This is a genomic window from Streptomyces sp. NPDC025784, from assembly GCF_055558435.1.
On the sequence record NZ_JBVHMN010000008.1, the window covers coordinates 130,134 to 152,479 of the forward strand.

The 22,346-nt window shown below is 71.9% G+C and carries 17 protein-coding genes; 2 read left to right on the forward strand and 15 right to left on the reverse strand.

What is annotated here, in order from left to right:
* Positions 1-127 precede the first annotated feature (127 nt).
* Positions 128-2,299: an MMPL family transporter gene (locus ACZ4IF_RS19680; RefSeq protein WP_467564476.1), complete on the forward strand. Its 2,172-nt coding sequence runs from the start codon at positions 128-130 to the stop codon at positions 2,297-2,299.
* A gap of 179 nt (positions 2,300-2,478) precedes the next feature.
* Here the strand turns inward: ACZ4IF_RS19680 and ACZ4IF_RS19685 are convergent, their stop codons facing one another.
* Together ACZ4IF_RS19685 and fmt are read right to left on the reverse strand one after the other, a co-directional pair.
* Complete coding sequence (locus tag ACZ4IF_RS19685; protein ID WP_467564479.1) at positions 2,479-3,912, reverse strand: RsmB/NOP family class I SAM-dependent RNA methyltransferase; 1,434 nt, start codon at positions 3,910-3,912, stop codon at positions 2,479-2,481.
* Between the two features lie 121 nt (positions 3,913-4,033).
* Positions 4,034-4,966: a methionyl-tRNA formyltransferase gene (fmt, locus tag ACZ4IF_RS19690; RefSeq protein ID WP_467564481.1), complete on the reverse strand. Its 933-nt coding sequence runs from the start codon at positions 4,964-4,966 to the stop codon at positions 4,034-4,036.
* Positions 4,967-5,303: 337 nt separating this feature from the next.
* Between fmt and ACZ4IF_RS19695 the strand changes: the two genes are divergently transcribed.
* Entirely contained in the window at positions 5,304-5,843 is a 540-nt protein-coding gene (locus ACZ4IF_RS19695; protein WP_359497734.1) for a hypothetical protein, read from the forward strand.
* 337 nt (positions 5,844-6,180) lie between these two features.
* On the opposite strand, the gene ACZ4IF_RS19700 is transcribed toward ACZ4IF_RS19695, so the two are convergent.
* The 13 genes from ACZ4IF_RS19700 to ACZ4IF_RS19760 all read right to left on the reverse strand — a co-directional run bounded on the left by ACZ4IF_RS19700 (position 6,181) and on the right by ACZ4IF_RS19760 (position 22,255).
* A complete protein-coding gene (locus ACZ4IF_RS19700) occupies positions 6,181-8,328 on the reverse strand; it encodes a primosomal protein N' (RefSeq protein ID WP_467564483.1) in 2,148 nt (715 codons plus the stop codon).
* A gap of 202 nt (positions 8,329-8,530) precedes the next feature.
* Positions 8,531-9,739: a methionine adenosyltransferase gene (metK, locus tag ACZ4IF_RS19705; protein WP_095933021.1), complete on the reverse strand. Its 1,209-nt coding sequence runs from the start codon at positions 9,737-9,739 to the stop codon at positions 8,531-8,533.
* A 240-nt stretch (positions 9,740-9,979) separates the two neighbouring features.
* Positions 9,980-11,182, reverse strand: a complete 1,203-nt coding sequence (gene coaBC, locus ACZ4IF_RS19710) for a bifunctional phosphopantothenoylcysteine decarboxylase/phosphopantothenate--cysteine ligase CoaBC (RefSeq protein WP_467564485.1) — start codon at positions 11,180-11,182, stop codon at positions 9,980-9,982.
* A 125-nt stretch (positions 11,183-11,307) separates the two neighbouring features.
* A complete protein-coding gene (gene rpoZ / locus ACZ4IF_RS19715; RefSeq protein ID WP_028803682.1) occupies positions 11,308-11,577 on the reverse strand; it encodes a DNA-directed RNA polymerase subunit omega in 270 nt (89 codons plus the stop codon).
* 37 nt (positions 11,578-11,614) lie between these two features.
* The gene (gene gmk / locus ACZ4IF_RS19720) at positions 11,615-12,172 is read right to left on the reverse strand and encodes a guanylate kinase (protein ID WP_028803683.1); all 558 of its coding nucleotides are present in this window, start codon (positions 12,170-12,172) and stop codon (positions 11,615-11,617) included.
* A 37-nt stretch (positions 12,173-12,209) separates the two neighbouring features.
* Positions 12,210-12,533, reverse strand: coding sequence for an integration host factor (locus ACZ4IF_RS19725; RefSeq protein ID WP_016638838.1), 324 nt, complete (start codon positions 12,531-12,533; stop codon positions 12,210-12,212).
* Between the two features lie 344 nt (positions 12,534-12,877).
* On the reverse strand, positions 12,878-13,720 hold the full coding sequence (gene pyrF, locus ACZ4IF_RS19730; protein ID WP_095933023.1) for an orotidine-5'-phosphate decarboxylase: 843 nt from the start codon (positions 13,718-13,720) through the stop codon (positions 12,878-12,880).
* On the reverse strand, positions 13,717-14,823 hold the full coding sequence (locus ACZ4IF_RS19735) for a quinone-dependent dihydroorotate dehydrogenase (protein ID WP_467564489.1): 1,107 nt from the start codon (positions 14,821-14,823) through the stop codon (positions 13,717-13,719). Before ACZ4IF_RS19735 ends, pyrF begins: the two co-directional genes overlap by 4 nt.
* Positions 14,824-14,928: 105 nt before the next feature.
* A complete protein-coding gene (gene carB, locus ACZ4IF_RS19740; RefSeq protein WP_467564491.1) occupies positions 14,929-18,237 on the reverse strand; it encodes a carbamoyl-phosphate synthase large subunit in 3,309 nt (1,102 codons plus the stop codon).
* Positions 18,230-19,372, reverse strand: a complete 1,143-nt coding sequence (carA, locus tag ACZ4IF_RS19745; protein ID WP_095933026.1) for a glutamine-hydrolyzing carbamoyl-phosphate synthase small subunit — start codon at positions 19,370-19,372, stop codon at positions 18,230-18,232. Before carA ends, carB begins: the two co-directional genes overlap by 8 nt.
* Complete coding sequence (locus ACZ4IF_RS19750; RefSeq protein WP_467564493.1) at positions 19,369-19,986, reverse strand: PH-like domain-containing protein; 618 nt, start codon at positions 19,984-19,986, stop codon at positions 19,369-19,371. The genes carA and ACZ4IF_RS19750 overlap by 4 nt, the downstream gene beginning before the upstream one ends.
* Complete coding sequence (locus ACZ4IF_RS19755; protein ID WP_467564495.1) at positions 19,983-21,269, reverse strand: dihydroorotase; 1,287 nt, start codon at positions 21,267-21,269, stop codon at positions 19,983-19,985. Before ACZ4IF_RS19755 ends, ACZ4IF_RS19750 begins: the two co-directional genes overlap by 4 nt.
* Positions 21,270-21,274: 5 nt before the next feature.
* Positions 21,275-22,255 carry an aspartate carbamoyltransferase catalytic subunit gene (locus ACZ4IF_RS19760; protein ID WP_359497712.1) on the reverse strand — a complete coding sequence of 327 codons (981 nt, stop codon included), beginning with the start codon at positions 22,253-22,255 and terminating at the stop codon, positions 21,275-21,277.
* Positions 22,256-22,346 lie beyond the last annotated feature (91 nt).

Genomic DNA, 22,346 nt, shown 5'->3' on the forward strand with positions numbered 1-22,346 from the left:
AAGCCTGCCATGCCCCGGGCCGGTTGCTCTCCCCGGTCCGTACCTGGACCCTCAGGCGGATGTTGCGGGGCCCTCCTCATGCCATGCTGGCCGCCGACCGGATCCAGAAGGGGCTACGGGGGTGGCCATGACGGACGGACAGGGGCGCCATGTGCGCCAGGGACTCATCGGCTTCGTGTGCGGTCGCCGCAGCAAGTGGCTGATCGTCGGACTGTGGCTGGTGGTGCTCGTGGTCGCGGCGCCGCTCGCCTCGAAGCTCACCGACGCGCAGGACAACGACGCGGCCTCCTGGCTGCCCGGCTCCGCCGAGTCCACCCAAGTCCTGGACGCGTCCAACCGGTTCAGGCCCGAGCAGATCCCCGCGGTCGTCGTCTACGCCCACGACGGCGGGCTCACCGACCGGGACCGGCAGCGGATCACCGAGGACGTCCGGGAGATCAAGGCGCTCACGGCCCACGGCGTACGCGGCGCCGAGACCCGCGGTCCCGTCTACGACACGCCGACCGCCCCCGAGGCCGCCCAGATCTTCGTCCCGATCACGATGGACGAGAAGGGCTGGGAGGAGATCGCGCCCGCGGTCGACTCGCTGCGCGACCGGGTCGGCCGGAGCGGCGCCGGGCTCAGCGTGCACATCACGGGCCCGGGCGGCACCTCCGCCGACTTCTCCCAGGCCTTCGAGGGCATCGATTCGACGCTGCTGTTCTCCGCGATGGCCGTCGTGATCGTGATGCTGCTGCTCACCTACCGCAGCCCGACCCTGATCTTCGTACCGCTGATCGGTGTGGTCGCGGCGCTCTTCGCGGCCCAGGCGCTGATCTACCTCCTCGCGAAACACGCCGGACTGACCGTCAACGGCCAGAGCGCGGGCATCCTCACCGTCCTCGTCTTCGGCGCGGGCACCGACTACGCACTGCTGCTGGTCGCCCGCTACCGCGAGGAACTTCGCCGCCACGAGGACCGCCACGAGGCCATGGCCCTCGCCCTGCACCGCGCGGGCCCCGCCGTGCTCGCCTCCGGCGCCACGGTCGTCCTCAGCATGCTCGTGCTCCTGGCCGCCGAGATGAACTCGACGCGCGGCCTCGGTCCGGTGGCCGCGATCGGTGTGGCGATCGCCCTGCTCGCCATGCTGACCCTCTTCCCGGCCCTGCTGCTCGTCTTCGGCCGCTGGATCTTCTGGCCGGTGATCCCGCACCTCGGCTCGGCCGACCCGACCGCGAGCGGCCTGTGGGCCCGCATGGGCGGGCGCATCGCGCGCGGTCCGCGCATGGTGTGGGTCGCCACCGCGCTCGCCCTCGCCGTCCTCTCGCTCGGTCTGCTCCAGCTCCGCGCCGGTGGGATCGGCAACGCGGACGCGTTCACCGGCAAACCGGACTCGATCACCGGCCAGGAGGTCTCGGCGCGGTACTTCCCGGCCGGCAGCGGCGACCCCTTGGTCGTCATCTCCGACCAGGCACGTGCGGACCAGGTGCGGGCCGCGGTGGCCGGCACGAAGGGCGTGGTGCCGGACAGCAACGCCGTGCCCGAAGGCACGAAACCCTCGTACGACGGCAAGGTGCTGTTCGAGGCGACGATGACCGACCCGGCCGACGGCGACGCCGCGAAACGGACCGTCGAGCGGGTGCGCGACGGGGTGCACGCGGTGCCCGGCGCCCACGCCGAGGTCGGCGGCGGCACCGCGTCCCTCCTCGACATGAACGAGGCGACCACCCACGACAACATGCTGGTCATCCCGGCGGTCCTGGTGGTCGTGCTGTTGATCCTGGGGGTCCTGCTGCGTGCCCTGGTGGCTCCGCTGCTGCTGATCGGCACCGTCGTGCTGTCCTTCGCGGCGGCACTCGGCGCGAGCGCGCTGTTCTTCCGGCACGTCTTCGACTACGCGGGCGAGCAGACCGACTTCCCGCTCTTCGTGTTCGTGTTCCTGGTGGCCCTGGGCATCGACTACAACATCTTCCTGACCACCCGGATCCGCGAAGAGGCCGCCCGTGAGGGCACCCGCACGGGTGTGGTGACGGGCCTGGCCGCGACCGGCGCCGTCATCACGTCCGCGGGCCTCGTCCTGGCCGGCACGTTCGCCGCCCTCGGCACCCTGCCGATGGTCGCCTTCGCGGAGATCGGTTTCGCCGTGGCGCTGGGCGTGCTGCTGGACACCTTCGTCGTGCGTTCGGTCCTGGTGACGTCCCTGTTCCTGGACGCGGGAGAGAAGGTGTGGTGGCCGCACCGCCTCGCCCACGAGGAGCGTTCCGCGCGGACCGAGCCGGACTCCCCCGCGGCCCCCGAACCGGCGGCACGGCAGGAGTAGGCCGCCCGGCAGCGTCCCGGGGGCCGGCGTCCGGCCCGCCCGGGCGCCGTGGCGACGACGGCCGGGTCCCCGCCGGGCAGGGATCCGCCGCCACTGTCCCGCGCGGGGCCGGAGCCACCGTCCGGCGGTGGACCGGACCAGCTGTCCTGCGGTGAACCGGCGTCAGCGTCCGCCGGCGTTCACCCGGTCCGGCGGATCAGGGCGAGGTACATCGCGTCCGTGCCGTGCAGATGCGGCCACAGCTGAACGTCGGGGCCGTCGCCGAGGGCCGGTACGCCGGGCAGGAACGGGCGGGCGTCGAGCAGTTCGGCGGAGCCGCCGTCATAGTGCTTGAGCACGTCGTCGACGACCGCGCGGGTCTCGGCGAGGTGCGGCGAGCACGTCGCGTACCCGACGACACCGCCGACCCGCACCGAGTCGAGCGCCGTCCGCAGCAGCCCGCGCTGAAGGGGGGCGAAACCGTCGAGGTCGTCGGGGCGACGCCGCCAGCGGGCCTCGGGACGGCGGCGCAACGCACCCAGGCCCGTGCACGGGACGTCCATGAGCACACGGTCGAAGGTGCCGGGGCGCCACGGCGGCCGGGTGCCGTCGGCGGCGATGACCTGGTAGGGCCCGGGGTTTCCGGCGAGTGCCTTCGCCACCAGACCCGCGCGGTGCGGCTGCTTCTCGGAGGCCAGCAGCACCGCGCCCCGTTCGGCGGCGAGCCCCGCCAGCAGGGCTGCCTTGCCACCGGGGCCGGCGCAGCCGTCCAGCCAGGTCCGGTCGGGCCCGTCCAGCGGCGCGTTCGCGAGGGCGAGCGCGACCAGCTGGCTGCCCTCGTCCTGGACGCCCGCGCGCCCCTCCCGCACTGCGTCGATGGCGCCCGGCTCGCCGCCCTCAGTGAGCCGCACCGCGTACGGCGACCAGCGGCCCGGCAGCGCGGACTCCTCGCCGAGCGCGTCGAGCAGTTCGTCGGCGCCGAGACGGCCGGGGCGGGCGACGAGCGTCACCTCGGGCCGTTCGTTGTCCGCTTCGAGCAGGTCCTCGATTCCGGCACGGCCGCCGCCGAGCGAGTCCCACAGCGCGGAGACGACCCAGCGCGGGTGCGAGTGCACGACGGCGAGATGGTCCTCGGGGTCCTCGTCGTAGGGCGGTGCGACCTGCTCCAGCCAGCCGTCGAGATCCTGCTGCGCGACCTTGCGCAGCACGGCGTTCACGAACTTGGCGCGCCCGTCGCCGAGTACGACCCGGGCCAGTTCGACGGCGGAGGAGACGGCGGCGTGCGTCGGGATCCGCGTCCCGAGCAGCTGGTGCACGCCCAGGCTGAGCACGTCGAGCACGGGCGGGTCGACCTCACGCAGCGGCCGGTCGACGCAGGCCGCGATGACGGCGTCGTAGGTGCCCTGTCTGCGCAGCGTTCCGTAGACCAGCTCGGTGGCCAGTGCCGCGTCCCGCCCGTCGAAGTCGCCCTTCTCGCGGGCCTTGCGCAGCAGCGGCGGCAGGACGAGGTTCGCGTACGCGTCACGCTCGTCCACGGCCCGCAGCGCTTCGAAGGCGAGCATGCGGACCGGGTCCTTCTGGGGACGGCGGTAGGGCTTGCCGGGCTTGCGCGGCCCTCGGGACTGCTCACTCACGAAAAAGGTGCTCCGGATCCTGGATGGTTCGACCCGTCCAGCCTACGTCCGTACGGGCACCGCCGACCCCGCGGGCCGGGTGCGCCCGCCTGTGCGCACCCGGTCCCCGGGGACGTCGTCGTCACACGCCGAGCCGCTCCCCGGAGGGGATGCGCACGCCGCGCGCCCAGTCCGCGGCGCGCATCGGCTTCTTGCCCTGGGCCTGGACCCAGAGCAGCTCCACGGCGTACGAACCCGTCCCCGCGTACACGTTGTTCTTGCCGACGGCCAGCTCGCCCGGGGCGAGGTCGGTGTGGTCCGGGAGCGGAGCGACCTGGATGAGCTTGAGCCGCTCGCCGCGGAAGACGGTCCACGCGCCCGGCGCGGGGGTGCAGCCCCGCACCAGCCGGTCGACGCGGAGCGCCGGGGCGGACCAGTCGACGTGGGCGAGCTCGACGGTGATCTTCGGCGCCGTGGTGACGCCCTCGGCGGGCTGCGGCACGGCCTTGAGGGTGCCGTCCTCGATGCCGTCCATCGTCGCGGAGAGCAGCCCCGCCCCGGCGAAGGCGAGCCGCGTGAGCAGGTCCCCGCTGGTGTCCGTGTGCCGGATCTCCTCGGTGACGGTGCCGTACACCGGCCCCGAGTCGAGGCCCTCCTCGATCAGGAAGGTGGAGGCGCCGGTGATCTCGTCACCCGCCATGATCGCGTGCTGCACGGGGGCCGCGCCGCGCCAGGCGGGGAGCAGGGAGAAGTGCAGGTTGACCCAGCCGTGCGCGGGGACGTCCAGCGCGACCCGGGGCAGCAGCGCGCCGTAGGCGACGACGGGGCAGCAGTCCGGAGCGATCTCCCGCAGCCGGGCCAGGAAGTCCTCGTCGCGCGGCTTGGCCGGCTTCAGCACCTCGATCCCGGCCTCCTCCGCGCGCTGGGCGACCGGGCTGGCGACGAGCCGGCGGCCCCGTCCGGCCGGGGCGTCGGGCCGCGTGACGACGGCGGCCACCTCGTGGCGCCCGGAGGCGATCAGGGCGTCCAGGGCGGGAACGGCGACCTCGGGGGTACCTGCGAAGACGAGCTTCATGGGTGGCGGCTGGCCTCTCGGGCGGGAGTTCGTATCGGCTCGCGCGACAGCCGGCGAACCGGGTCGTGCGGGGCAACGCACCAGTCTATGCGGCACGGGGGCCCGCGGCTCGGGAGTATCCGGGCGAGGCGCGTGCGCCCTCAGGAGGCGGGCCGGACGGCGTGCCGCCCCATCCACCTCCTGGGGGCGTACGCGTCAAGACGCGCCCCGTGCATATGCCCTTACGCGCCCGCAGCGTGACCACTCACCCGGAAACGCGTTGGTCAAGAAAGAGTTGACCACAAGGGCCGCATTCGCGGCCCGATCCTTTTCAACGCCGGTTTCGAGAGGCTTGTTCATGGCCGACCACGCAACCCACGACGCCCAGGCTCGGGCCAGCCTGCACTTGCTGGTGCGGGACATCGAGCGGGTCCGCCGGCAGGTGGACGCACTGCGCACGCTCACCGCCCAGTTGGGCAACGTCTACCGCCCGCGCCGTTCCGGCCCCTCCACGGGCTTCGTCGTCTACGGGCGCGCCCCCGCCCCGACCGTCCGTCTCGCGCAGGAGCTGCGGGACAGCGTCGAGACCCTGGTCACGGCAGCCGTGGACTTCGACCGCTCACTCGGCTTCTCGTGGGACGCGGTCGGCTCGGCCCTCGGGGTCACCAAGCAGGCCGTGCACCGCCGTTACGGCGCCCGCCGCGCCGCCGCACAGGCCGCCGCGGAGGCGGAGCGGGCCACGGAGACGGCGGGCACCCGGGCGGTGACCGTCAACACCGGCATCCCCACGGTGCCGACGGTCCCCGCGGCCCGCTCCATGCCGACTCAGCCGACGGGAAGTCCCACCCTCCGCGAAGAGGTCAGGCCCACGGCGTTCCCGGGGCCGCGCAACGGCTGATCCGCCCGTCTCTGCCTCCCGGTGTCCACAGCCGACCTGGGAGGCAGACGCATGCATGCGCCCGTGCCGAGTCCTGCCGGGCCCCACCCGTAGTCGGCTCGCTGTATGCGAACCGGGCCGCGGGCCGTTCGGCCACACACCTGAAGTCGGCCTGCGGCAGCAACCGATGCCCACCTCGTGCCGAGCGGAACCCTCGTTGCGAGCGCCCCCACCATGCCGAGCGGAACCCTCGTTGCGAGCACGCACACGACACCGAGCCGGACGACCGGCACGAGCATCCACCCCACCCTGACCCGGACGGCCGCTGCGACCGCCGACGCGTCGCGCCGAGCGGCACTCACCCGATGTCGAGCGGATCGATGCGGATCCGTATCGGCTCGCTCCCGCCACGCGCCAACCGCGCCGCCTGCGCGGTCTTCAGCGCGGCCGCCAGCGCGGCTCCGCTCCCTGGGGGCACCCGCACGAGGGCTCGCTCCCAGTGCTCCCCGGGCGGCGGCCCACCGGCCCGCCGAGGCCGCCCCGCCTCCGTACCCGGCGCCGGGACAGGCCCCAACACCTCTGCATCATGGGGCAGTTGGGCGGCCGTGAGGAACTCCGTCAGCGCCTCCGGTGCACCGGACACCGCGGCCATCCGCGACACCGGCGGGAAACCCAGCTCGGCCCGCTCGGCGAGCTCACGCACGGCGTGCCCGACGGGATCCCAGCGGACCAGCGCCTGCACCGGACGCAGCGTCGGCTCGGCGACGACCACCACGGTCCCGCCGGCGCCCTGCGGGCGGACGAGCGCCGCCGCTGTCAGCCAGCGCCGCAACGCGTCCTCGCCGGCCCGCAGATCGGGCCGCCCGAGCATGGCCCAGCCGTCCAGGAGCAGCGCGGCCGCGTATCCGCCCTCGGCCACCGGTTCGGCGCCCGGAGTGCTCACGACCAGGGCGGGCGCCTCGGAGACCGTGTCCAGCACCTGCTCCCGCCCGGACGTACGGACCGGGACGGCCGGGAAGGCCCGTCCCAGTTCCTCGGCGGTGCGCCGCGCCCCCACGACCTGCGCCCGCAGCCGGAAGCCACCGCATTCGGGACAGTGCCAGGCGGGCTCGCCGCGCCCGCACCAGTCGCACCGCAGTTCGCCCGCGTCCTGCGCCTGGAGCGGTCCCGCGCAGTGGCGGCAGCGCGCGGGGGCCCGGCAGTGCGCGCAGGCCATCCGGGGGACGTAGCCGCGACGCGGCACCTGCACCAGCACGGGGCCGTGCCGCAGGCCCTCCCTGACGGTCTGCCAGGCGAGTGTGGGCAGCCGGGCCGCGCGGGCCGCCTCGTCCCGGGCGAGGTCCCCGTCGCCGACGGTCCGCACGAGGGGTGCCGCCGCACGGACCTGGTCGCGGTCCGCGACCAGCGGCAGCGCCCATCCGCTCTCGACGAGCTGTGCGGCCTCCACCGTGCAGCTCCAGCCGCCCAGCAGGAAGCCGCACCGGTCGCGCGAGGCCCGCAGCTCCAGCACCTCCCGGACGTGCGGGAAGGGGGCGTTGTCGTCGCTGTGCCCGGCGTCGCCGTCGTCCCAGACGACGACGAGCCCCAGGTTCCTCACGGGCGCGAACATGGCGGCGCGGGTGCCGACGACGGCTCGCACGGCCCCGCGCCGTACGGCGAGCCATTCGCGGTAGCGCCGCTCCTGCCCGGCATCGGCCGTCAGCACGGCGTGCTGCCCTTCCCCCAGCAGTGCCGTCAGGGCGGCGTCGACGCGGGCGGCGGGCCGGCCCGCCGGTACGACGACCAGTGCCCCGCGCCCGGAGGCCAGCGTCGCCTGCACGGCCCGGGCGACCTCCTCGGCCCACTGGGGCCCGGGCAGCGCGGTCCACACGGCCCGTGGCGCACCGCCGGAGGCGAGCGAGGCGAGGAAGTCCGCCCCCCGGCCGTACCGCTGCCAGGTGCCCGGAGCGGGCGCCGGGGGCGGAGGCGGTGCGGGGGTGGACTCCCGGGCCTCGGCCCGCGCGTGCCGGGGCGGGACGGCGAGTTGCAGCACATCGGCGAGGGAGCCGGCGTAGCGGTCGGCGACGGCCCGGGCGAGGCCGAGCAGTTCGGGGTCCAGGACGGGTTCGGACGACACGACCTGCGCGAGCGCGGCCAGCGGCCCGCTGTAGTCGGACTCGGCGATCCGCTCGACGACGAACCCGTCGATGAGTCCGCCGCCCTCGCGGCGCCCGTCGCGCACAGTGCGGCCGCCGGCGCCGAACCTGACCCGGACCCGCACGCCCGGCTGCGCGGCCTCGTCGAGCTCCTCGGGCACCGCGTAGTCGAAGTACCGGTCGAGATGCAGCACGCCCTTGTCGACCAGCACCCGCGCCACCGGCAGCTCCTTGGCCAGCGCGGCCCCCCGCCAGGTACGCGGCTTGGCCTTCGGCGCCTTGGCCTTGCGCACGGCCTCCCGGATCAGCGCGAGCTGCTCGGGCGGCGCACTCTCCGCGCCGCCTTCCCCCTGACCGTTCTCGCTGCTCACAGCAGCATTCCTACCAGACCCCACTGACACGGGACGGCCGTCCCGGCCCCCACCGGCACGGGCCGGTCGTGCCACACCTCACCGGCAAGGGCCGGGCGTCCGAGCCCCGCGGCCCCGGCCGGCCGGAGAGCGGCCCCCTCGCACACACCGAGGCTCGGCTCCCCGAAGGGCAGCCGAGCCTCGTGACAGTACCGGTCGGGCCTTACAGACCCGCGGCCCGGCGCAGCGCGTCCACGCGGTCCGTGCGCTCCCAGGTGAAGTCGGGGAGCTCGCGGCCGAAGTGGCCGTACGCGGCCGTCTGCGAGTAGATCGGGCGCAGCAGGTCGAGGTCGCGGATGATGGCCGCCGGGCGGAGGTCGAAGACCTCGCTGATGGCGGTCTCGATCTTCTCGGCCTCGACCTTGGCGGTGCCGAAGGTCTCGACGAAGAGGCCGACGGGCTCGGCCTTGCCGATGGCGTAGGCGACCTGGACCTCGCAGCGGGAGGCGAGACCCGCGGCGACGACGTTCTTCGCGACCCAGCGCATGGCGTAGGCGGCGGAGCGGTCGACCTTGGACGGGTCCTTGCCGGAGAAGGCGCCGCCGCCGTGGCGGGCCATGCCGCCGTACGTGTCGATGATGATCTTGCGGCCGGTGAGGCCGGCGTCACCCATCGGGCCGCCGATCTCGAAGCGGCCGGTCGGGTTGACCAGCAGGCGGTAGCCCTCGGTCTCCAGCTTGATGCCGTCGTCCAGCAGCGCCTTCAGCTCCGGCTCGACCACGAACTCGCGGATGTCGGGGGCCAGCAGCGAGTCCAGGTCGATGTCGCTCGCGTGCTGCGAGGAGACGACGACCGTGTCCAGGCGGACCGCCTTGTCGCCGTCGTACTCGATGGTGACCTGGGTCTTGCCGTCGGGGCGGAGGTAGGGGATGGTGCCGTTCTTGCGGACCTCGGACAGGCGCCGCGAGAGCCGGTGCGCCAGGTGGATCGGCAGCGGCATCAGGTTCGGCGTCTCGTCGGTCGCGTAACCGAACATCAGGCCCTGGTCGCCGGCGCCCTGCTTGTCCAGCTCGTCCTCGTCGCCCTCGACCCGGGACTCGTACGCCGTGTCGACACCCTGCGCGATGTCCGGGGACTGCGAGCCGATCGACACCGAGACACCGCAGGAGGCTCCGTCGAAGCCCTTCTTGGACGAGTCGTAGCCGATCTCGAGGATCTTGTCGCGCACCAGCTGCGCGATCGGCGCGTACGCCTTGGTCGTGACCTCGCCGGCCACGTGCACCAGGCCGGTGGTGATCAACGTCTCCACGGCGACGCGGGACGTGGGGTCCTCGCGCAGGAGCGCATCGAGAATGGTGTCACTGATCTGGTCAGCGATCTTGTCGGGGTGACCTTCGGTCACGGACTCCGAGGTGAACAGGCGACGGGACACAACGCTCCCTGTGGTTGCAGCGGCTGCTGGCTGATCATTGGTGGACGGGACGGGGGCTGCGCCCGGCGTCGTCCGAGAACAGTTTATCTGTCGTGCCCACCGGCAGGTCCCCCTGTCTCGCTTGTCGGAAGCGCTGTGACCTGCGGCACGGGCATTCTGCGCCATGGCGATCCGCCTCCGCCAGGGCCACCGCACCTGTTTTTGCGCGCCGGGAGGCATCTGCCGGGACGGGTGAGAAAGCTACTCCGATCGGCGCGTCACGAGGTCCCACACGGTATCGGCCAGCGCTTCCTTGGGCCCGTGGGCCACCGGAGTCTCGCTGCCGTCGGCTCCGAGCACGACGGCCTCGTTCTCCTCGGAGCCGAAGGTCTTGCGCTCGCCCACCTCGTTCACCACGAGGAAGTCGCAGCCCTTGCGCTCCAGCTTCTTCCGGCCGTTGGCGAGGACGTCGTCCGTCTCGGCGGCGAAGCCGACCACGACCTGGCCGGGGCGTGCCCGCGTGGCCGAGATCTCCGCGAGGATGTCGGGGTTGCGGACCAGGGCGACGGGCTCGGGCTCCTCGCCGTCCTTCTTCTTGATCTTCCCCGCCGCGTACGCCGCGGGGCGGAAGTCGGCGACCGCCGCCGCCATCACGACGACATCGGCGTCCGGGGCCGCCTTGAGCACGGCCTCGCGCAGCTGTACGGCGGTGCCGACCTGGACGACGTCCACGCCCGCGGGGTCCGGCATGCCGGTGTTCGCGGCGATCAGCGTGACCCGGGCTCCGCGCGCGGCGGCGGTGCGGGCGAGGGCGTACCCCTGCTTGCCGGAGGAGCGGTTGCCGAGGAAGCGGACCGGGTCGAGGGGTTCGCGGGTGCCGCCCGCGCTGACCACGACATGCCGGCCGGCGAGGTCGGGCTCGGTCACGCCGCGGGCCAGCACCCGGCGGCAGACCTCGAAGATCTCCGCGGGCTCGGGCAGCCGCCCCTTGCCGGTGTCGACGCCGGTCAGCCGCCCGACTGCGGGCTCGACGACGACGGCGCCGCGGCGGCGGAGCGTCGCCACGTTCTCCTGGGTGGCGGGGTGTTCCCACATCTCCGTGTGCATGGCGGGCGCGAAGACGACCGGGCAGCGGGCGGTGAGCAGGGTGTTGGTCAGGAGGTCGTCGGCCAGGCCGTGGGCAGCCTTGGCGAGCGTGTCGGCCGTCGCGGGGGCCACCACGACGAGATCGGCCTGCTGTCCGATGCGGACGTGCGGGACCTCGTGGACGTCCGACCAGACCTCGGTGGACACGGGGTGGCCGGAGAGGGCGGACCAGGTGGCGGCGCCGACGAAGTGCAGCGCGGACGCGGTGGGCACGACGCGTACGTCATGGCCGGACTCCGTCAGCCGTCGCAGCAGCTCACATGCCTTGTAGGCGGCGATGCCGCCGCTCACCCCCAGAACGACCTTCGGCTTGTCCACCGGGCCTCCCCACACTCGACTGCGTACAACCCCATGACACACCACAGGCCCGACAGTCGCGCTGCCGGGCCTGTGGAAAAGACTTCTGCGATCTGCAGATCTTGCTTACGGTGTGAGATTGCCGACTACGCCGGGCCCTCGATGGCCTCGGAGGTCAGCAGACCCGCGTTGATCTCGCGCAGGGAGATCGAGAGCGGCTTCTCGTGGACGTGGGTGTCGACGAGCGGACCGACGTACTCGAGGAGGCCCTCGCCGAGCTGCGAGTAGTACGCGTTGATCTGGCGGGCACGCTTGGCCGCGTAGATCACGAGGCTGTACTTCGAGTCGGTGGCCTCAAGGAGCTCGTCGATCGGAGGGTTGATGATGCCCTCGGGCGCGGTGATGGAAGAGGACACGCTCTGCCTTCCGAAAGGTGGGATTGATCAGTGAAGATCACACAACGTCCATCAAGGCTAGCAGCTCGCGCGCCACGTCCTCGACGGAGGTGTTGACCAGGGTGACATCGAACTCCGGCTCGGCCGCCAGCTCGATCTTGGCCGCTTCCAGGCGGCGCTCGATCACCTCGGGCGGTTCCGTGCCCCGCCCGGTGAGCCTGCGCACCAGCTCCTCCCAGGAGGGCGGAGCCAGGAACACGAGCAGAGCCTCCGGCATGGACTCGCGAACCTGACGTGCGCCCTGGAGGTCGATCTCCAGGAGGACCGGCACGCCGGCCTCCAGGTGCTCCAGGACGGCCGCGCGGGGCGTCCCGTAGCGATTGCCGGCGAATTCCGCCCACTCCAGCAGCTCACCGTTGGCGATGAGCTTGTCCATCTCCTCGTCGGAGACGAAGAAGTAGTGGACTCCGTGCTTCTCACCGGGGCGCGGCTTGCGCGTCGTCGCCGACACGGAGAGCCAGACCTCGGGGTGTTCCTTGCGCATATGGGCGACGACCGTGCTCTTGCCGACCCCGGAGGGGCCGGAGAGCACGGTCAGCCGCGGACGTTCACTCATGCAGCGATTATTCCAGCAATCCCGGAGTGCCCAGGACTCAGGCGCCGGAGCCGCCGAACTCGCGCTCCAGGGAGGCGATCTGGTTCGAGCCGAGGCCACGCACGCGGCGGCTCTCGGAGATCCCGAGTCGCTCCATGATCTGCTTGGCGCGGACCTTGCCCACGCCCGGCAGGGACTCAAGGAGGGCGGAGACCTTCATCTTGCCGATGACGTCGTTCTCCTGGCCCTGCTTGATGACCTCGTGAAGGGAGGCGCCGGAGTGCTTGAGTCGATTCTTGACCTCGGCCCGCTCCCGGCGAGCCGCGGCGGCCTTTTCGAGCGCGGCTGCGCGCTGTTCAGGGGTAAGGGGCGGAAGAGCCACGCCTACGTCACCTCGGATGTCGAACTGTCGGATACGGACCGGTGAGGAACCTAGTCGCCCCACACCTGGGGAGCTACGAGCAACACGCTCCCCCACTGCCTTGAAGCGTGGGAGGTGCCCCCACTCGACGGAGACTAGCGGGCAAGTGCGCCAGAGTCAGCGAGAACAGCGGAAAAGTCCTGGTCAGCCTCCCTGGAGCCAGACATTTCCGACATACTGCCCCGGATTTGAGAATGTATTCAGACTCAAGGCGCCCCTCGGACACTCATCGGAGGACTGCCGATCGAGCATCCGAGTGCTCGCCGGACCGTCCCGGCGGTCCGGCGAGCGGCGGGCGAAGGCCCTCAGGCGGCCTCGACGGCGGCCCTGATCTCCTCCGCGAAACGCTCCGCGGCCTCCCGCAGCGCGACGACGTCGGGACCGTGACGCAGAACACCCCGGCTCACGTTCGGGACGACGTTGCGCACGGCCGCTCCGAAGACACCCGCCAGATCGCCCGCCGTCGCCCCCTGGGCGCCGATCCCGGGCGCGAGGAGGGGGCCGTTGATGTCGAGGTCGTAGGAGGACAGATCACCGAGCGTGGCACCGACCACGGCGCCGAAGGAGCCGAGCGGCGACTCCCCCGCGTTCTCGGCGGCCAGGTGCCCGAGCACGGTCGCGCCGACGTTCCGGCCGTCGGCACGGACGGCGTGCTGGACCTCGCCGCCCTCCGGGTTGGACGTCAGCGCGAGCACGAAGAGTCCGGCGCCGCTCTCGCGGGCCAGTTCCACGGCCGGCTTCAGCGAGCCGTAGCCGAGGTACGGCGAGACGGTCAGCGCGTCCGAGAAGAGCGGGGCGTCCTTGCGCAGGAAGGTCTCCGCGTACGCGGCCATGGTCGAGCCGATGTCGCCGCGCTTGGCGTCCATGACGACCAGGGCACCGGCCGCGCGGGCCTCCTCGACCGACTTCTCCAGCACCGCGATCCCACGTGAGCCGAAGCGCTCGAAGAACGCGCTCTGCGGCTTGAGGACCGCCACCCGGTCGGCCAGCGCCTCCACCACGGTGCGGCTGAAGCGCTCCAGGCCCGCGATGTCGTCGCCGAGGCCCCAGTCGGTGAGCAGGGACGCGTGCGGGTCGATGCCCACGCACAGGGGCCCGCGCTCGTCCATCGCGCGGCGCAGTCGTGCGCCGAAGGGTTCCAGGCTCATGCGGACTTCCTCACGTCGGCGCCGACCGCGTCGGCGAGGGTGGCGTACGGGCTCGTGCGAAGGCGCGCGGCGAGCCCCTTGTGGATGGCGCGTCCCCAGAAGGGACCCTCGTAGATGAAGGCGCTGTAGCCCTGGACCAGCGTGGCGCCGGCCAGGATGCGCTGCCAGGCGTCCTCGGCGTTCTCGATGCCGCCGACGCCCACCAGGGTGATCCGGTCGCCCACGCGCGCGTAGAGGCGGCGCAGGACCTCCAGGGAGCGCGCCTTCAGGGGCGCGCCGGAGAGGCCCCCGGTCTCCTTGACCAGGGAGGCGTCGGACTTCAGACCGAGGCCCTCGCGCGCGATGGTGGTGTTGGTCGCGATGATGCCGTCCAGACCGAGCTCCACGGCGAGGTCGGCGACCGCGTCGACGTCCTCGTCGGCGAGGTCGGGAGCGATCTTGACCAGAAGCGGCACACGGCGGCCGGTGACCGAGCGGTCGGCGGCCTCGCGCACGGCGCTCAGCAGCGGGCGCAGCGCCTCGGTCGCCTGGAGATTGCGCAGACCGGGTGTGTTCGGGGAGCTGACGTTGACGACGAGGTAGTCGGCGTGCCGGGCGAGTCGCTCGGTCGACTTCACGTAGTCGCCGACGGCCTCCTCCTCGGGGACGACCTTGGTCTTGCCGATGTTGACGCCGACGACCGTCCTGAAGACGGGCGTCCGGGCGGCCAGGCGCTCGGAGACGGCCGCGGAACCCTCGTTGTTGAACCCCATGCGGTTGATCAGTGCCCGGTCCTCGACGAGGCGGAACAGCCGCTTCTTCGGGTTGCCGGGCTGCGGCTCCCCCGTCACGGTGCCGATCTCGATGTGGTCGAAGCCCAGCATCGACATGCCGTCGATGGCGACGGCGTTCTTGTCGAAGCCGGCCGCCAGCCCGAAGGGGCCGTGCATGCGCAGGCCGAACGCCTCCGTGCGCAGTTCCTCGTAACGGGGCGCCAGCGCCGCCGCGGCGAACGTCCGCAGCACGGGGACGCGCGCGGCCAGACGGATCCAGCGGAAGGCGAGGTGGTGGGCCTGCTCGGGGTCCATCCGTTTGAAAACCAGACGGAAGAAAAGCTTGTACATCTCTGTGTCCTCGTCAGACGTGTCCTCGTGAGACCCGTTGACCGGGACGTCATGAGGAGCCTCATGAAGAGGGGGACACCGTTTCCGGTGTCCCCCTCGGGGCTGCTAGTCGCGGGCCGCGGTCAGATGCTCGGCGTGTTCCTGGAGCGAGCGCACGCCCACGTCGCCGTGGTTGAGCGCGTCGATCCCCTGGACGGCGGCGGCGAGCGCCTGGACCGTGGTGAGGCAGGGCACGGAGCGGGCCACCGCGGCCGTACGGATGTCGTAGCCGTCGAGGCGGCCGCCGGTGCCGTACGGCGTGTTGACGATGAGGTCGACCTGGCCGTCGTGGATCAGCTGGACGATGGTCTTCTCGCCGTTCGGGCCCTCGCCCTCGCTCTGCTTGCGCACGATCGTGGCGTTGATGCCGTTGCGCTTGAGGACCTCGGCGGTGCCGGACGTCGCGAGCAGCTCGAAGCCGTGGGCGACGAGTTCACGCGCCGGGAAGATCATCGAGCGCTTGTCGCGGTTGGCGACCGAGATGAAGGCACGGCCCTTGGTCGGCAGCGGACCGTACGCGCCCGCCTGCGACTTGGCGTAGGCCGTGCCGAACACCGAGTCGATGCCCATGACTTCGCCGGTGGAGCGCATCTCCGGGCCGAGCACCGTGTCGACGCCGCGCCCGTGGATGTCGCGGAAGCGCGACCACGGCATGACGGCCTCCTTGACGGAGATCGGCGCGTCGAGCGGCAGCGTGCCGCCGTCGCCGTTGGCCGGCAGCAGGCCCTCGGCCCGCAGCTCGGCGACGGTCGCGCCCAGCGAGATGCGGGCGGCGGCCTTCGCGAGCGGCACCGCGGTCGCCTTCGAGGTGAACGGGACGGTGCGCGAGGCGCGCGGGTTGGCCTCGAGGACGTAGAGGATGTCGCCGGCCATCGCGAACTGGATGTTGATCAGACCGCGGACGCCGACGCCCTTCGCGATGGCCTCCGTGGAGGCCCGCAGGCGCTTGATGTCGAACCCGCCGAGCGTGATCGGAGGCAGGGCGCACGCCGAGTCGCCGGAGTGGATGCCGGCCTCCTCGATGTGCTCCATGACGCCGCCGAGGTAGAGCTCCTCGCCGTCGTAGAGCGCGTCGACGTCGATCTCGATCGCGTCGTCGAGGAAGCGGTCGACCAGGACCGGCCGGGAGGGGCTGATCTCGGTGGACTCGGCGATGTAGGACGACAGCCGGGTCTCGTCGTAGACGATCTCCATGCCGCGCCCGCCGAGGACGTACGAGGGGCGCACCAGGACCGGGTAGCCGATCTCGTCGGCGATGGCCTTGGCCTCGGCGAAGGTGGTGGCCGTGCCGTGCTTGGGGGCCGGCAGGCCCGCCTCGGCGAGGACGCGGCCGAAGGCGCCGCGGTCCTCGGCGGCGTGGATCGCCTCGGGGGACGTGCCGACGACCGGCACGCCGTTGTCCTTGAGCGCCTGCGAAAGGCCCAGCGGGGTCTGGCCGCCGAGCTGCACGACCACACCCGCGATCGGGCCTGCCAGGGACTCCGCGTGGACGATCTCCAGGACGTCCTCGAGGGTCAGCGGCTCGAAGTACAGCCGGTCGGAGGTGTCGTAGTCGGTCGACACGGTCTCCGGGTTGCAGTTGACCATCACGGTCTCGTAGCCGGCGTCGCTGAGCGCGAAGGAGGCGTGGACGCAGGAGTAGTCGAACTCGATGCCCTGGCCGATGCGGTTCGGGCCGGAGCCCAGGATGATCACCGCGGGCTTCTCGCGCGGGGCGACCTCGGTCTCCTCGTCGTAGGAGGAGTAGAAGTACGGCGTCTTCGCGGCGAACTCGGCGGCGCAGGTGTCCACCGTCTTGTACACCGGGCGCACGCCGAGCGCGTGCCGCACCTCACGGACGACGTCCTCGCGCAGCCCGCGGATCTCGGCGATCTGGGCGTCGGAGAAGCCGTGCCGCTTGGCCTCGGCGAGCAGCTCCGGGTCCAGCTTCTCGGCGGCGGCCAGCTCGTCCGCGAGCTCCTTGATCAGGAAGAGCTGGTCGACGAACCACGGGTCGATCTTCGTCGCCTCGAAGACCTCCTCGGGCGTGGCGCCCGCGCGGATCGCCTGCATGACGGAGTTGATGCGCCCGTCGGTGGGCCGGACGGCCTCGCGCAGCAGCTCGGCCTTGTCGCCGGGCTCGCCGACGAAGGTGAACTGGCTGCCCTTCTTCTCCAGGGAGCGCAGCGCCTTCTGGAGCGCCTCGGTGAAGTTGCGGCCGATCGCCATGGCCTCGCCGACCGACTTCATGGTCGTGGTCAGCGTGGAGTCGGCGGAGGGGAACTTCTCGAAGGCGAAACGCGGGGCCTTCACGACGACGTAGTCGAGGGTCGGCTCGAAGGACGCCGGGGTCTTCTCGGTGATGTCGTTCGGGATCTCGTCGAGCGTGTAGCCGACGGCGAGCTTGGCCGCGATCTTGGCGATCGGGAAGCCGGTCGCCTTGGAGGCGAGCGCCGAGGAGCGCGAGACGCGCGGGTTCATCTCGATGACGATGATGCGGCCGTCGTCGGGGTCGACCGCGAACTGGATGTTGCAGCCGCCGGTGTCGACGCCGACCTCGCGGATGATCGCGATACCGATGTCGCGCAGCCGCTGGTACTCGCGGTCGGTGAGCGTCATGGCCGGCGCGACGGTGATGGAGTCGCCGGTGTGGACGCCCATCGGGTCGAAGTTCTCGATGGAGCAGACGACCACGACGTTGTCGTTCTTGTCGCGCATCAACTCCAGCTCGTACTCCTTCCAGCCGAGGATGGACTCCTCCAGGAGCACCTCGGTGGTCGGGGAGAGCGTGAGGCCCTGGCCGGCGATGCGGCGCAGTTCCTCCTCGTCGTGGGCGAAGCCGGAGCCGGCGCCGCCCATCGTGAAGGAGGGGCGGACGACGACGGGGTAGCCGCCGAGCGTCTCGACGCCCTTGAGGACGTCGTCCATGGAGTGGCAGATGACGGACCGGGCGGACTCGCCGTGCCCGATCTTCTCGCGCACGGCCTCCACGACACCCTTGAAGAGGTCGCGGTCCTCGCCCTTGTTGATCGCCTCGACGTTGGCGCCGATGAGCTCGACGCCGTACTTCGCGAGCACACCCTGCTCGTGCATGGAGATCGCGGTGTTGAGCGCCGTCTGGCCGCCGAGGGTGGGCAGCAGCGCGTCGGGACGCTCCTTGGCGATGATCTTCTCGACGAACTCCGGGGTGATCGGCTCGACGTAGGTGGCGTCGGCGATCTCCGGGTCGGTCATGATCGTCGCCGGGTTGGAGTTCACGAGGATGACCCGCAGGCCCTCGGACTTCAGGACCCGGCACGCCTGGGTGCCGGAGTAGTCGAACTCGGCGGCCTGGCCGATGACGATCGGGCCGGAGCCGATGACCAGGACGGACTGGATATCGGTGCGCTTAGGCACGCTGGCCCTCCATCAGGGATACGAAGCGGTCGAACAGGTAGGCGGCGTCGTGCGGGCCGGCTGCCGCTTCGGGGTGGTACTGGACGCTGAAGGCCGGCTGGTCGAGCAGCTGGAGGCCCTCCACCACGTTGTCGTTCAGGCAGACGTGGGAGACCTCGGCGCGGCCGTAGGGGGTGTCGGACACCTTGTCGAGCGGGGCGTCGACGGCGAAGCCGTGGTTGTGCGCGGTGACCTCGACCTTGCCCGTCGTACGGTCCTGCACCGGCTGGTTGATGCCGCGGTGGCCGTACTTCAGCTTGTAGGTGCCGAAGCCGAGCGCGCGGCCGAGGATCTGGTTGCCGAAGCAGATGCCGAAGAGCGGGGTCCTGCGCTCCAGCACCGCCTGCATGACCGCGACCGGGCCGTCGGCGGTGGCCGGGTCGCCCGGACCGTTGGAGAAGAACACGCCGTCGGGGTTCACGGCGAAGACGTCCTCGGCCGTGGCCGTCGCGGGCAGGACGTGCACCTCGATGCCCCGCTCGGCCATCCGCTGCGGGGTCATGCCCTTGATGCCCAGGTCGACCGCGGCGACGGTGAACTTCTTCTCGCCGATCGCGGGGACGACGTACGTCTCCTTGGTGGCGACCTCGGCGGAGAGGTTCGCGCCCTTCATCTCGGGCGCCTGGCGCACCTCGGCGAGCATGGTGCCCTCGTCGGGCAGGGCGTTGCCGGAGAAGATGCCGACGCGCATGGCGCCACGCTCGCGCAGGTGGCGGGTGAGGGCGCGGGTGTCGATCCCGCTGATGCCGACAACGCCCTGGTGGCGCAGCTCCTCGTCCAGCGAGCGCTTGGCCCGCCAGTTGGAGGGCACGCGCGCGGGGTCGCGTACGACATAGCCGGAGACCCAGATGCGCTGCGACTCGGGGTCCTCGTCGTTGACGCCGGTGTTGCCGACGTGCGGGGCGGTCATCACCACGACCTGGCGGTGGTACGACGGATCGGTGAGCGTCTCCTGGTAGCCGGTCATGCCGGTGGAGAACACCGCTTCGCCGAAGGTCTCCCCCACGGCCCCGTAGGCACGGCCGCGGAAGATCCGGCCGTCCTCCAGGACGAGTACCGCGGGAACCTTCGAGGCTCCCCTTGTGGAGGTCGTCATCGTGCGCCTTCCGTTTCCGTCTTGTTGATCATGGAGTTGATTGCGTCGGCCCAGTCGCCGTGCTCGGCCGAGCGGTCCGAGCGGAAGCCGGAGTCGATCAGCCTCTCGCCGTGCGCCCAGGTGACGACCAGCAGCCCGCCCTCGGTGAGGACCTTGCCCGCGATGCCCTTGTCGAGCCGGGCCTCGCGCAGCGCGGCGGCCGGGACGAAGAAGTCGGTGGCGCCGGGGCGCACGACGTCCAGTCCCTCGTCCGTCAGGGTGAGCTCGACCCGGCTGCGGGTGCCCAGGCCGTGCGCCACGATCCGGTCGAGCCACTGCCCGGCGGTGGTGGAGCCGTGGTAGCGGCCGCTCATGCTCAGTCTCGCCGGGCCGGGGTGTTCCGGCACTCCAGGCGCCTGCGGCTCGCCGGCCGCGTCGAGGGTGCCGGCCGACGGGCGGGTGGGCAGCTCGGGCAGGTCTCCCTGGAGGGTGCCGCGCCACTTCCAGCCCTCGCGCATCAGCCAGTAGACGAGTGCGACGAACAGGGCGAGGCCCACGAGCCAGCCGATCCGGGCGGCCCAGTCGGTCACTTCCGCCGACTTCTGTTCGGCGGCCATCGAGATGAGAGGTGTCACGCGAGCTTCCCGTCGACGAGGGTGGCCTTGCCCCGCAGCCAGGTGTGCGTGACCCGGCCCGGCAGCTCGCGGCCCGCGTAGGGGGTGTTGCGGCTGCGCGAGGCGAAGCCCGCGGGGTCCACGGCCCCACGGTATGCCGTGTCCACCAGCGTGAGGTTCGCGGGCTCACCAGCCGAGACGGGACGTCCGTGACCGGCGGCCCGGCCGATCCGCGCGGGCTTGACGGACATGCGGTCGGCGACACCGGCCCAGTCGAGCAGTCCGGTCTCCACCATCGTCTGCTGGACGACGGACAGGGCGGTCTCCAGGCCGACCATGCCCATGGCCGCCGCGGCCCACTCGCAGTCCTTGTCCTCGTGCGGGTGCGGCGCGTGGTCGGTGGCGACGATGTCGATCGTGCCGTCGGCGAGGGCCTCGCGCAGGGCCATGACGTCGCGCTCGGTGCGCAGCGGCGGGTTCACCTTGTAGACCGGGTTGTAGGTACGCACCATCTCGTCGGTGAGCAGGAGGTGGTGCGGGGTGACCTCGGCGGTGACGTCGATGCCGCGGGACTTGGCCCAGCGGACGATCTCGACGGAGCCGGCGGTCGAGAGGTGGCAGATGTGGACGCGCGAGCCGACGTGCTCGGCGAGCAGGACGTCCCGGGCGATGATCGACTCCTCGGCCACCGCCGGCCATCCGCCGAGGCCGAGCTCGGCCGAGACGACGCCCTCGTTCATCTGGGCGCCCTCGGTGAGGCGGGGCTCCTGGGCGTGCTGGGCGACGACGCCGCCGAAGGCCTTCACGTACTCCAGCGCCCGGCGCATGATCACCGCGTCGTCCACGCACTTGCCGTCGTCGGAGAACACGGTGACGCCGGCCGCGGACTCGTGCATGGCGCCCAGCTCGGCGAGCTTCTTGCCCTCCAGGCCGACGGTGACGGCGCCGATGGGCTGCACGTCGCAGTAGCCGTGCTCCTGCCCGAGCCGGTAGACCTGCTCGACGACGCCGGCGGTGTCGGCGACGGGGAAGGTGTTGGCCATGGCGAAGACGGCGGTGTAGCCACCACAGGCCGCGGCGCGGGTGCCGGTGAGCACGGTCTCGGAATCCTCGCGGCCCGGCTCGCGCAGGTGGGTGTGCAGGTCGACGAGTCCCGGAAGGAGCACCTTGCCGTCGGCCTCGACGACCTCGGCGCCCTCGGCGGACAGTCCGGTGCCCACGGCCTCGACGACCTCGCCGTCGATCAGGACGTCCTGCGGCTCGCCGCCGAGCACCCTCGCACCACGGATCAGGATCTTGCTCATCTGTCTTACTTCTCCTCGATGGTGCGGGCGTGGGTGACGGCGGGCTCGTTGCCGCCGAGCAGCAGGTACAGGACGGCCATCCGGATGGAGACGCCGTTGGCGACCTGCTCGACGACGGTGCAGCGGTCGGAGTCGGCGACCTCGGCGGTGATCTCCATGCCGCGGACCATCGGGCCGGGGTGCATCACGATGGCGTGCTCGGGCATCCGCGCCATGCGGTCGCCGTCGAGGCCGTAGCGCCGCGAGTATTCGCGCTCGGTCGGGAAGAACGCCGCGTTCATCCGCTCGCGCTGGACGCGCAGCATCATCACGGCGTCGGACTTGGACAGGGTGCTGTCGAGGTCGTACGAGATCTCGCACGGCCACGACTCGACTCCGACGGGCACCAGGGTCGGCGGGGCGACGAGGGTGACCTCGGCGCCGAGGGTGTGCAGCAGGTCGACGTTGGAGCGGGCGACGCGGCTGTGCAGGACGTCGCCGACGATCGTGATGCGCTTGCCGGACAGGTCCTGGCCGATGCCGGCGTCACGGCCGACGAGGCGGCGCCGCATGGTGAAGGCGTCGAGCAGGGCCTGGGTGGGGTGCTGGTGGGTGCCGTCGCCGGCGTTGATCACGGCGGCGTCGATCCAGCCGGAGGTGGCCAGCCGGTAGGGGGCTCCGGAGGCGCCGTGCCGGATGACGACGGCGTCCACACCCATGGCTTCGAGGGTCTGGGCGGTGTCCTTGAGGGACTCGCCCTTGGAGACGCTCGACCCCTTGGCGGTGAAGTTGATGACGTCCGCCGAGAGGCGCTTCTCGGCGGCCTCGAAGGAGATCCGGGTCCGGGTCGAGTCCTCGAAGAAGAGGTTCACGACGGTGCGGCCGCGCAGGGTCGGCAGCTTCTTGATCGGCCGGTCGGCGACCCGGGCCATCTCCTCGGCGGTGTCGAGGATCAGGACGGCGTCGTCGCGGGTGAGGTCGGCGGCCGAGATGAGATGACGCTGCATCTGTCAGGCTCCGTAAGGCAGTTCAGGAGGATTCGGGCATGCGGGGGCGCGCAGGGCACTCGTCGGGCGTACGGCGGTGCCGTACGGCGGA

Coding starts and splice junctions, on each gene's coding strand:
- ACZ4IF_RS19755 (WP_467564495.1), bottom strand. CDS start 21,269: ATGAGCAAGATCCTGATCCGTGGTGCGAGGGTGCTCGGCGGCGAGCCG.
- ACZ4IF_RS19760 (WP_359497712.1), bottom strand. CDS start 22,255: ATGCAGCGTCATCTCATCTCGGCCGCCGACCTCACCCGCGACGACGCC.
- pyrF (WP_095933023.1), bottom strand. CDS start 13,720: ATGAGCCTGGAACCCTTCGGCGCACGACTGCGCCGCGCGATGGACGAG.
- ACZ4IF_RS19735 (WP_467564489.1), bottom strand. CDS start 14,823: ATGTACAAGCTTTTCTTCCGTCTGGTTTTCAAACGGATGGACCCCGAG.
- ACZ4IF_RS19680 (WP_467564476.1), top strand. CDS start 128: ATGACGGACGGACAGGGGCGCCATGTGCGCCAGGGACTCATCGGCTTC.
- gmk (WP_028803683.1), bottom strand. CDS start 12,172: ATGAGTGAACGTCCGCGGCTGACCGTGCTCTCCGGCCCCTCCGGGGTC.
- ACZ4IF_RS19695 (WP_359497734.1), top strand. CDS start 5,304: ATGGCCGACCACGCAACCCACGACGCCCAGGCTCGGGCCAGCCTGCAC.
- fmt (WP_467564481.1), bottom strand. CDS start 4,966: ATGAAGCTCGTCTTCGCAGGTACCCCCGAGGTCGCCGTTCCCGCCCTG.
- carA (WP_095933026.1), bottom strand. CDS start 19,372: ATGACGACCTCCACAAGGGGAGCCTCGAAGGTTCCCGCGGTACTCGTC.